At 37.5% G+C, this 11697-nt stretch carries 5 protein-coding genes; 2 read left to right on the top strand and 3 right to left on the bottom strand.

Annotated features, from left to right (window positions below; genetic code table 11):
• Positions 1 to 168: 168 nt before the first annotated feature.
• The 3 genes from A3EM_RS0136225 to A3EM_RS0136210 all read right to left on the bottom strand — a co-directional run bounded on the left by A3EM_RS0136225 (position 169) and on the right by A3EM_RS0136210 (position 6687).
• On the bottom strand, positions 169 to 4302 hold the full coding sequence (locus A3EM_RS0136225; RefSeq protein ID WP_020533144.1) for a hybrid sensor histidine kinase/response regulator transcription factor: 4134 nt from the start codon (positions 4300 to 4302) through the stop codon (positions 169 to 171).
• A gap of 175 nt (positions 4303 to 4477) precedes the next feature.
• The gene (locus tag A3EM_RS0136220; protein ID WP_020533143.1) at positions 4478 to 4849 is read right to left on the bottom strand and encodes a VOC family protein; all 372 of its coding nucleotides are present in this window, start codon (positions 4847 to 4849) and stop codon (positions 4478 to 4480) included.
• A gap of 200 nt (positions 4850 to 5049) precedes the next feature.
• A complete protein-coding gene (locus A3EM_RS0136210; protein ID WP_020533141.1) occupies positions 5050 to 6687 on the bottom strand; it encodes an ABC-F family ATP-binding cassette domain-containing protein in 1638 nt (545 codons plus the stop codon).
• 176 nt (positions 6688 to 6863) lie between these two features.
• Here A3EM_RS0136210 and A3EM_RS46675 point away from each other — a divergent pair, with 176 nt between their 5' ends.
• Together A3EM_RS46675 and A3EM_RS0136200 are read left to right on the top strand one after the other, a co-directional pair.
• Positions 6864 to 10550 carry a TIR domain-containing protein gene (locus A3EM_RS46675; RefSeq protein WP_020533140.1) on the top strand — a complete coding sequence of 1229 codons (3687 nt, stop codon included), beginning with the start codon at positions 6864 to 6866 and terminating at the stop codon, positions 10548 to 10550.
• Positions 10525 to 11697, top strand: coding sequence for a hypothetical protein (locus A3EM_RS0136200; protein WP_020533139.1), 1173 nt, complete (start codon positions 10525 to 10527; stop codon positions 11695 to 11697). Before A3EM_RS46675 ends, A3EM_RS0136200 begins: the two co-directional genes overlap by 26 nt.

Raw genomic sequence — 11697 nt, 5'->3', positions numbered from 1 at the left:
TTTATTTGAGCCACACCATGCGGCTACAATTGTTTCATGAATCACTTTAGCTAAAGCCTAACAAAACTTGGAAAATAGCCTAAAGCAGAGGGGGGTAAGATTGCTTTTAGAAGGGGTAAAAAATGTTCTAGGGGATAATTTTTGTTCAAATCGTGGGTAATTATCGTTCTATTTTATGTTCATGGTATCGGTTTCTCTAAAACTGGAAGGAGAAACTCCAAATTCTGCTTTAAAGCATTTTCGGAAATACCGGGCATCAGAGAATCCTGTTTTTATAGCAATATCTGTAATGCTTAGCTCTTTTTGCCCCAATAAAAGAGCTGCTTTTTTCAACCGCACTGATTTGATAAAATCAATAATTGATAAATCGGTAAGGGCCTTAATTTTTCTATACAACACAGGACGACTCATTCCCATTTCCTTACTAAATTCTGCCACATTGAAGTTTTCATTTGCCATATTTTCTTCAATTATTTTTAAAGCTTTTTCCAGAAAAACTTCATCGGGTGGTGTAATGGCAATGTTGGTTGGCTGCAAAACCACCTCACGGCTAAACTTTTGTCTAAGCATCTTTCTGGAAGCAATTAAATTTGCTACCCGGGTAGACAGCAATTCCATGCTGAAAGGTTTGGTCACATAATCATCCGCTCCATTTTCAAAACCCTGTACTTTATAAATTAAAGAAGTTCTGGCAGTAAGCAGAATTACAGGGATATGGCAAGTGGAAATATCATTTTTAATTTGTTTACAAAATTCTATCCCATCCATTTCAGGCATCATCACATCACTCACAATCAAATCAGGGATACTGGATTTTGCCTTTTTCAGACCCGTAACACCAGAATCTGCCTCTATAATCTGATAGTCATTGGCAAGAATTGATTTGATAAAATCCCGGACATCTGTATTGTCTTCCACCACTAAAACCAAAGGAGCTTCTTTTTTGAAACCAGCAGGTTCTTGCGGCTTAGCGGGTGAAATTTCACCATTTAGAGGTACTTTACCAAAAGCATAATGTACATTGGACTCACTGTCTTTAAAATTACTTATTATTTGTGTGGCTGTAAAATGCTCCCTACCGAGGGGTAATTGAAAAATAAATCGGTTTTTTCCCATTTCACCAGATTCGGCAAAACTCTCCGCCAGAATTTCTCCCCCATGCCCCTGCACAATACTTTTTGAAAGCGCCAGACCAATTCCACTTCCCCCCTTTCCGGTATGCTGTTTATCCGACTGGTAAAATCTTTCAAATATTCTGCGCAGGTCTCCTGATGGAATGGGCACTCCTGTATTTTCAACCATCGCTATGATTCCACCTTTTGGCAAATCAGCATAACCATCGTTCATTTTTAAAACTACCTGAATTTTTCCACCTTCAGGGGTAAATTTAATGGCATTGGATAAGAGGTTAAACCAGACTTTCTCCATCTGGTCTCGATCAAAATAAACCTTAATTTCCGGCTGGGCTGGAATAAAACTCAGTTCAATTTCCTTTTCTTCTGCCAATTGTCCGAAGGCCAATACAATTTCTTTTGTAAATTTCACCAGGTTTCCTTCCGCAACTTTCAGGTTCATATTGCCTGTTTCATATCTCCTGAATTCCAAAAGCTGATTCACCATTCTAAGCAGCCTGTCTGTATTTTTTTTAATTAACAGCAAATCTTTCTGAATACCTTTATCTCCGGTTTTCTGCCGGAAAAGGTTTTCCAAGGGACCCGAAATTAGCGTTAAAGGGGTACGAAATTCATGAGAAATATTGGTGAAGAACCGGAGCTTTTCCTGATGGATTTCTTCCTGCCTGGCCTGGTTTATTGATTCCAATTCAAGTTGATGTTGTAAACGGGCCTTAATTTTGGTAAACCTGACCAGCATGTAAAGCCCAAAAGTCATCAATATAATATAAATGGAAAAAGCCCACCAGGTTTTCCAGGGTGGCGGTAAAATTTTTATCCTTAATTCAGTTGGCTTTTCGTTCCAGATACCATCATTATTGGCACCTTTTACCATAAAAGTATAAGTTCCCGGACTCAGGTTTGTATAAGTAGCAAATGGCGTAGAAACATAGTTCCACTCAGATTCAAGGCCTTTCAACTTGTAAGCATATGTATTTTTCTGTGGAAGAATAAAATTCAGATTAGCAAATTCAAGAGTGAAAATGTTTTGTTGGTAATTGAATACCAATTCCCGGGAAAGGCTGATATTTTGATTCAATATCCCATCTTCTCCTCCAATTTTTACAGGCTGGTTAAATAATCGCAATCCTGTAATTATTATTGGTGATACAAAATCATTCAACTGAATGCTATCGGGGAAAAATCTCGTAAAACCATTCACGCTTCCAAAATACATTTCCCCTTTACCCGATTTCAAATAGGCATTGTAATTAAAAAAGTCTTTGGGTAAGCCATCCCGGTTATCAAAATGATGAAATAGAGAATCTTTATTAGAAAACTTGGATATCCCTTTATCTGTACTGATCCATAAATTGCGGCTATCGTCTTCCAAAATACCAAAAACACTATTTCCCAATAATCCTTCTTTAGTGGTAAAATGCTTACAGGATTTTGTCCCGGGATTATACCTTATCATCCCACCGCCAAAAGTACCAATCCAGATATTATCCTCCGTATCCTCTAACAGGCTATAGATTTCAAAATTTAAATCATTTGCTTTTCCTAAGATTAAATCCCATTGATTGGAGTTTATGCTTTTAAACCACAGATTATTTTTACTCCCAACCCAGATGTTCCCTTTTTTATCCGAAATAATTTTTCGGATAGGAGGAAAGTTTTTAGGATGCTTTACCAACTGATTTTCCTGGTAATCATAACTGAACAATTCCCCAGACATGGTGCCAAACCATATCTTTCCTTCCAAATCTTCTTCTATAGTATAAACATCCCTTTTTTCAGCGATATTAGCGGAAGAGTCCAATATAAAATTTTCAAAATTTTCACTGCCTTTTCTCCGCAAATTTATGCCACCATTATACATTCCCACCCATAAATTCCCCCTGCTGTCATAACATAAATCCTTGATATTGTCATGATTCAGGTTATTTTTTGCTTTAGAAAATAATTTGAAGGTTTCGGCATCAGGATTAAAATAATTGAGCCCTCCACCTTCAGTTCCAATCCAGATATTTCCTTTATTATCCTCCTCCATTCCACTGACTGCGCTGTAACTGATTGAATTACTATATGCTGGAGGCTGGTAATTTTTAAACCGAAACTGGTGTTGGTCCAGCAAACTAATTCCTCCAAAGTAAGTTCCTATCCAGATGGATCCTTTATTATCCTGATAAATCGGACGAACCGAATTGTCCCCAAGGGAATGGGGCAAATCGGGATGATGGTTGAAGGTCACCAGTTTGGCAGATGCCTCATCATAGTAACTTAGTCCTTTAAAACTTCCCAGCCATAAAACTCCATCTTTATCCAAAAATACGGTTCTGAAATCTGTATTTTTTATTTGTAAATCATTCGGATGGTTAATATAATGCCTAAAAATACCTGTTTTTTCATTTAACACATTTACACCGTATCCCCCCCGGGTTGTCACAATCAGTCTTCCTTTTGCATCGCGAACTATGGAAGAAATCTGATTGAGATGATCAGGTTTTTCATTCCCTGGTTCCTGGGAAATTGGATATTTCCTGACTTTATATTTACCGAAAGCATCCAAATTAATTCGATAAAGTCCTTGGGAAGACCCAATCCAAATGAAGCCATTTTTTTCAGTGAAGATATGGTTAATGGCAATGTTTTCTGGTTTTTTTTCACCATTTCTAACCAATTCATTAAAGTGGATCAATTTCCTGAAATTATCTCTGGGAATCTGATATAAACCAACCCCGGATCCCACCCACAGATTCCCCTGATTATCCTCCGCCAGACTCAAAATTCCCAATTCATTCTGATTCTGTAAATTTAAACTATCTCGTTTCACACGGATAAAAGCATCCTTTTCTCTATCATACAGGCACAAACCATTTGAAGTACCCACCCAGAAATTCCGATTTGAATCTTCTAATGTTGTCCTAATGTAATTACCGGAAATACTAAACTTATCGGATGGATCATTTCGGTAAATGGTGAATGAATTGCCATCATATTTATTCAGTCCATCCCTGGTGCCGAACCACATAAAACCCTGGTAGTCCTGTGAAATGGAGAATACAGACACAGAAGATAAGCCATCCTCGGTAGTTAATTTGGCAAATTGGTTGTGGTTTTGCCCCAAAACAAGGAAAGGAAAATTCAGGATACACAGGAAAAAAATATATAAATATTTTCTAATCATTAACTTCTTATACAGAGAAATGCAAAACTAAGCTATCGATTAGAAAAATTAGGCAGATGATTGAGAATAAAAAAAATACCCTATCTGAATGTCAATTCCAGACTTATTTCAGGATCAAAAATGGATTTTAATAAATACTAAACCAATTAGGTTTGTTAACTCCTGAGGGACCGTACTATATATGTTGATCAATCAAAATTTGATTTCCATCCGGATCAACCAGGATAATATTGGCAGGGCCTGATGTTTTTTCATCAACTTCCTTGCTCAATTCTATATTCTTTGCTTTTAATTCCTTTTGAATGGTCCGTACATCATCATAGGTTTTGAGTGCTTCTGCATTCTGGTTCCATCCAGGATTAAAGGTTAGGATGTTTTGATCAAACATACCCTGGAAAAGGCCTATTAATGTGTCCTCATTTTTCATGATCAGATAATTCATTTCAAGGTCTCCTCCGAAAACCTTAAAACCCAGTGATTCATAAAATTCCTGTGATTTTTTTAAATCTTTTACAGCTAAACTAATTGAAAATGCACCTAATTTCATTTTTTCCCTTTTTTAAATTCCGAATAATTTTAATCACTCTTGAAAACATTTTTTGCATCAGGTATAAAGTCCGTAAGAGACAAAATAACACTTTGCAAAAAATTGAAATTCACCCCTTCCCTAAGATAAAAATAAATTTCATCGTTTTGAAATGAACAAAGGTCCGAAATTGGAAAAATGAAAACCACAGGGATTTTAACCTACTTCATCAAATTAATTTCTGCTATATTTTTAATCCTGTTGCGTTCTAAAAATGCATCAATCGTCTCAAAATGTTCAATTACCCGCTGGTCTTTAAATTCAAATACTTTTTGAGAAAGTCCCTGAAGAAAATCCCTGTCATGAGATACCAGAATTAAAGTTCCGTCATAATTGGATAAAGCTTCTTTCAGCACATCTTTCGATTTTAGGTCAAGGTGGTTGGTAGGTTCATCGAGAATGAGCAGATTTACGGGCTCTAACAATAATTTCACCATGGCCAGTCTGGTTTTTTCCCCTCCTGATAATACACTGACTTTTTTCTCAATATCATCCCCACTAAACATAAAACTGCCAAGTATATTCCGGATCTGATTACGAATTTCCCCCTGAGCTATTTCGTCCACTGTTTGAAATATGGTTAATTCCAGATCCAATAAAGAGGCCTGATTTTGAGCAAAATAACCCACCTTCACATTGTGTCCCAATTGGCATTGCCCCTCCACTTCGATTTCTCCCATTATGGCTTTCACCATGGTGGACTTTCCCTCTCCGTTTCGTCCTACAAATGAAACTTTTTCCCCTCTGAATATAGACAAGTTGGCATTCTTAAATACCACTTTTTCTCCATAGGATTTGGACACATCTTTCACAGTTACAGGATGATCCCCTGATCTTGGAGAAGGGGGAAAACGCAATTTCAGGGCAGAATTATCCACCTCGTCAATTTCAATTATCTCGAGTTTTTCGAGCATTCTTTCCCTTGAATTTACCTGGTTGGTTTTGGAATATGTCCCTTTAAATCGCTCAATAAAAGCCATATTATCAGCAATAAACTTTTGTTGCTCTTTATACGCTTTTATCTGATGTGCTCTTCGCTCTTCTCTAAGTTGCAGGTAATGGGAATAATTGGCTTTGTAGTCATAAATTCTACCCATTGTCACTTCAATGGTTCGGTTGGTAATATTATCAATAAAAGCCCGGTCGTGAGAAATAACCATTACGGCATTTGCTTTATTCACCAGAAAATCCTCCAGCCATATCACGGATTCTATATCGATATGGTTAGTCGGTTCGTCCAGTAAAATCAGATCTGGTTTTTGTAATAAAATTTTAGCAAGTTCAATCCGCATTCTCCAGCCCCCACTAAATTCTTTAGTTTGTCTGGTAAAGTCCTCCTGCTTAAATCCCAGTCCTTTTAAAGCTTTTTCAACCTCTGCATCGTAGTTTACATCTTCTAACAAGTAGTATTTTTCCCCCAGTTCGGTAACTTTTTGAATAATACCCATATACTCCTCACTTTCATAATCAGTGCGAGTTTCCAGGGCATGGTTGAGTTCAGCCATTTGGTCACGCATTTCAAATACATGTTTAAAGGCTTTGGCTGCTTCTTCAAATACGGTGCAATTATCTTCAGTAAATAAATGCTGTGGCAGATAGGCAATTACGGCATCTTTAGGAGCCCTCACATGTCCTCGTGTAGCTTTCTGAACACCAGCCACAATCTTCATCATAGTAGATTTTCCCGCTCCATTTTTGCCCATCAAGGCAATCTTATCGGTAGGATTAATCACGAATGATACTTCACTAAACAGGGTGGAACCGCTAAATTCTACGGCCAAATTATCAACTGAAATCATAGTTCATTTTTTTTAGGAGTGCAAATCTACCAAAAAGAGTTGGAGTGCAAATACATTTCAGGCTGTTCTTATGATTTTAGCTAACAATAGATTTGTGAATAGAATGTTACTATTAGGTAATAATTAAAAGTAAGGGAAGCGTAACAAATAAAATCAAATAACACAATCATCAATAAATGAATACCACCCTGGCAATTGACATTTATGATGCCTTTATCTCCTACGGTAGAAATGAGAGTAAGGCAATGGCCATTCGCCTGAAAAAAGAGCTGGAAAAGAAAAATTACCGGGTCTGGTTAGATCAGGACGATATAGAACTTGGGGTTGATTTTCAAAAAAGAATTGATGAAGGTATCGCGCAATCCCATAACTTTATCTATATTATTGCTCCCCATTCCAATAAATCTCAATACTGCCGAAAAGAAATTGAATTAGCCCTGCATTACAGTAAGCGGATCATTCCAATTTTACATGTGGAGCGAAATCTTGAGGCGCTTCACCCTAAAATTGCAGAGCTAAACTGGCTTTATATGCGGGAGGAGGAGAATCATTCCATTCATCTGGAAGACTGGAAGGCTATTGATGATTTTGGACAAGGAACTGAGCAGCTTTGCGGGCTTATGGAAAGGGGAAAGTCCTTCATTAAGGAACATACCCGGTTGCTCAATCAGGCATTGTCATGGGAAAAGCACCAAAGGAGTCCGCAATACCTGCCAGTGGGGAAAGAAAGGGAAAAAGTTGAAAAATGGTTACTTTCCACATTAAGGGAAGATGTACCCTGCCAGCCTTCTCCCTTACATTGCGAATACATTTCCGAAACCCGAAAAAACGGGGAAAACATGATGACGGATGTGTTTATTGCGTATGACAATAAGGATCAGAAATACCGTAAGAAAATCAATCATTCCCTCATGAGACATGGATTTACCACATGGGTAGATCAGTCGGATATAAAAGTTGGAGACTCTTATCAAGAAGCCATTTTTGAGGGGATTGAGCAGGCTAATAATCTTATATTTTTACTATCCCCTAAATCAGTAAAATCTGAATTTTGTCTAAAGGAATTAAAACATGCGCTTTCATTAAATAAGCGGATTATTCCATTAATGGTAGATAAGGTTGAGGAGGAAGATATCCCTCAAAGTATCCGGCATATACAGCATGTAGATTTTACGGATAATAATGAAAATCGGGAATTAAAGTCAAAAAAAGACAAATCTGATTATGAAAAGGATATAGATGAGTTGATTATCCAACTTCGGGAGGATGAAAACTATATTCATAAGCACAAACAGTTTTTGGTTCAGGCCCTTCGGTGGGAAAGTCTTGACAGAAGTGACAGTATATTATTAAGAGGTTTTAATCTGGAGGAAGCAGAAGGATGGCTGAAGGCCGGATTAAAAAGGCGGGAAAATCTTCCTGTACAATTACATCAGGATTTTATTACTGCCAGTAAGGCCAAAATTGGACAACTTAAAACAGAGGTTTTCATTTCGTATTCCAGGAAAGATGCTGATTTTGCCCGAAAGTTAAATAATAAGCTTCAGGTTTATGGCAAAACTACCTGGTTCGATCAGGAGAGCATAGCTGAAGGCTCTGACTTTGCTAAAGAAATTCTAAAAGGAATAGAAAGCTCGGACAACTTCCTGTTTATAATTTCACCCGATTCTATCGATTCTGAATATTGTGAAAAGGAAGTAATTTTTGCTTCAGAACTTAACAAGAGATTCATTCCCATTATCTATAGGAAAACCAACGAATCAGCCATTCCTGAGGCACTGAAAAAGGTTCAGTGGATTGATTTTGAAGGAAAGGATTTTGACGCCACTTTTGGTAAACTGGTATTTACCCTGGATACAGACAGAGAATATGTTCAGAGTCATACCAAATGGCAAAGGAGGTCAGTTGAGTGGATGGATCGGGATAAAAGTGATGATTTACTTTTAAGAGGGAAAGAATTAGAAGTTGCACGGTCATGGCTGGAGTCCGCACTGGAAGAACAAAAGCAACCCCTTCCCACTAGTTTACATCAGCATTATATCCATGCCAGTGAAGATGCCCGGTTACTGCTGTTGAAGAAAGAAGAAGAGCGGAAAAAGGAAATGGAGAAAATTCTCCAGGAGAAAAGAGAGGAGGAGATTAAACGGCTTGAAAAAGAAAAAGCCTCCCGAAAACAAAGGAGGATGATTTATTTGCTCCTGTTTCTTTTTCTGGCTACAGTAGGCCTAAGTATTTTAGCCTATTTTAAAAGTAAAGAGGCAGCCAGAGAAGCCGAAATAGCAGAGAAAGCAGCTATTGAAGCAAGAATACAAAAAGAAGAAGCAGAGAAACAAAGAGCGGAAGCAGAAAAACAAAGATTGGAAGCAGACAGGCAAAGACGGGAAACTGAAAGACAAAAAGTAAAAGTGGATTCTGCTTTGGACCTGGCTCTTCAACAATTTATGATTGCAGAATACCAAAAAGAGCAATCAGATTCCCTGAGGTTGGTAGCTGAAAATAAAAGACAGGAAGCAGAACAGCAAAAAGACAGGGCCAATTTAAAAAGCAAAGAAGCAAATGAACAGCGAAAATTGGCTGAAAAAAATGCCAAAGAGGCTAAGGACTATTCCGAACGACTAAAAAAAGTTTCGGAAGCACTTTCACTTGTTACCTATATGGCAGAGAAAAGTTTGTCGGTAGATGATCCTACTACTAAAAGTTTAATAGCCCTTCATGCCAGAAAAATTCATCAGGATTACCAGGGGCCTCAGTTTGACCCTGATATCTACAATGCTCTTTACGAAGCCACAAAAGCCGTCAACAAATTAGAATATAATTCATTCCCGGTTTTTGATGACCGTACTACAATATCAGGGTTAAAAACACTTGGTAATCAATGCTTTATCACTGGATATAATGGCAGTATGGGCATTTGGGGATGGGATACCACCCAGAATGTGCTGGGGAAAAACGAAAAAACCATTTACACCCGACCGGTTTTATTTAAAGGAAAAGCTCAAAACATTCGGGTGACACAAAAGTTTTTTAATGAAGCACTAAATGTTTCTGCCAATAAGGAATGGGCAGCATTCGCCAATGAGGACGGCAACAATGTTTACTTATATCATGTCTCTTCCAAACAAGAAACAAAGTTGGAAGCCCATTCTGCAAAAATTAGCAGTATCGCATTTTCTTTTAATAACGAAAAGCTTTATTCCGCATCACTTGGTGGAAAAATATACGAATGGGAGGTTAACAGCAAGTCTAAAAAATTACATTATGCCCACCAAGAAGGCATTCAGGCTATCGGAACCTTACCCAATGGAGATGTGATTTTCCTTGATGTAAAAGGGAAATTGTATGCCAAACCTTCAAACGGAAACAAAAAACCGCAATTACTCTATTCCGATTTGGTAGCCGATATTGGAACAAGCCTCACAGTTAATCCAAAAGGGACCTTAATTGCCGCTGGTTTTGCAAGTGGAAAAATTGTTTTACTAGATCTTAAAAAGTCCAAAAATTATGTCAGCTATCTGTATGGACATCAGGGAGTTGTAAAAGATATTACTTTTTCGGGAGATGGACAGTTTTTAGCTTCTGTAAGTCTGGATGGAAAAGTCCTTCTGCGCCACCTGGCCTCTCTTGATAATAAACCAAGAGAAATGCATGACGATTTCAACTTTGCTCATGCCATTGCTTTCAACCCGGATAGCAAATACCTTTTAGTAAGCAGTGAATCTAAAATAAGGGCATATCCTGTGGATATGGACATGATGGCGGAAAATCTATGCGAACAGCTGGATAGAAAAGCTTTCACTGAGGATGAATGGGAAAAATTTGGATTAAAGATTTTAGACTATGAATCAATCAAAATTTGTGAATAAAGTAAATTTGAAAAGGACCTTATTGGTGGTTGCCACCTCAATTTTGATTTCGGGAATTAATGTATTAGCCCAACAACAACAGGATTATATACATACTTACGAGCAGGCTCAATTTGATTACCAAAATGGAAAAGTTTATAAGGTAATTGAATTGGAAAAAAGTGTGCCTCATCTACCAAACTATTTGAAAGATGATGCCTATTACCTGCTCTTTAATAGTTATGTACAAACCCTACAGGATAGCATGGCTTTTCTTTCCATGCAAAAATTATTGCGGGAAAATCCTGGAATTGACCCAAAAAATGAGGATGAGAAATTCCGTTACTTTTACCAAAAGTTCAGATCAAAGCCAAGGGAAATCGGATTGATGGTCGGACAAAACCTCCACATTGCCAAAACACCGGCCTCTAGAAATAATAAAGGATTTAGTATAGCTTTTGTGCATAACCAATACATCAACCACAAATTCATTTTTTTTAAGAATTTGATCTATGCAGAGAGGCATCAAACCATAAATGGTAAAACCGGGAAATATAAAATTCCCGGAACTTACGTAGGACAGACCAACATAGACCCTGCATTAGCCGATTTGTATAATGTTGATGCAAAAGATTATCCTCAAGCCATTTACCATTTAGCGGGAGATACTTACCCTTCCTTTCTGGAACTTGCTTCAGGATTGCAATGGAATTTTATTTCAAACAAGCGTTTGCAAATTTTTATTTCAGGAGGTTTAGCCATTAATTATTTAATAGAAAATTCTTTTGGAAAGGGGGAGATTTATCTTTGGGAAATTTCTTATGATGAAAACAATAACAATGGGGAACTCAATGCTACCTACCCTTATGAAAACCCATTCATTCTGGCCGAATCACGAGATGCTGAACACAAAACCCTGTTTAATATAAATTATATGGCAGGTGCAGGGTTCAGGTATAAAATAAATGATGGAGGAATTTTATTCCTGGAAGGTCGTTGGCAACAATCCGTAATTCCCCAGGAAGTTACATTTTCCAGTGAATCCGGAGAATTTGAACAAATTCTCGAACCCTTCGAAACTCATTCAATTAAATTTCAAACCCGAACGCTTACTTTCTCATTTGGTTATCTTTTCACCATTCAGCATTTCCAAAAGTTAAAGAGGTAA

The sequence above is a fragment of the Flexithrix dorotheae DSM 6795 genome (assembly GCF_000379765.1).
Taxonomy (GTDB): domain Bacteria; phylum Bacteroidota; class Bacteroidia; order Cytophagales; family Flammeovirgaceae; genus Flexithrix; species Flexithrix dorotheae.
This window is presented reverse-complemented; position numbering and strand designations above follow the sequence as displayed.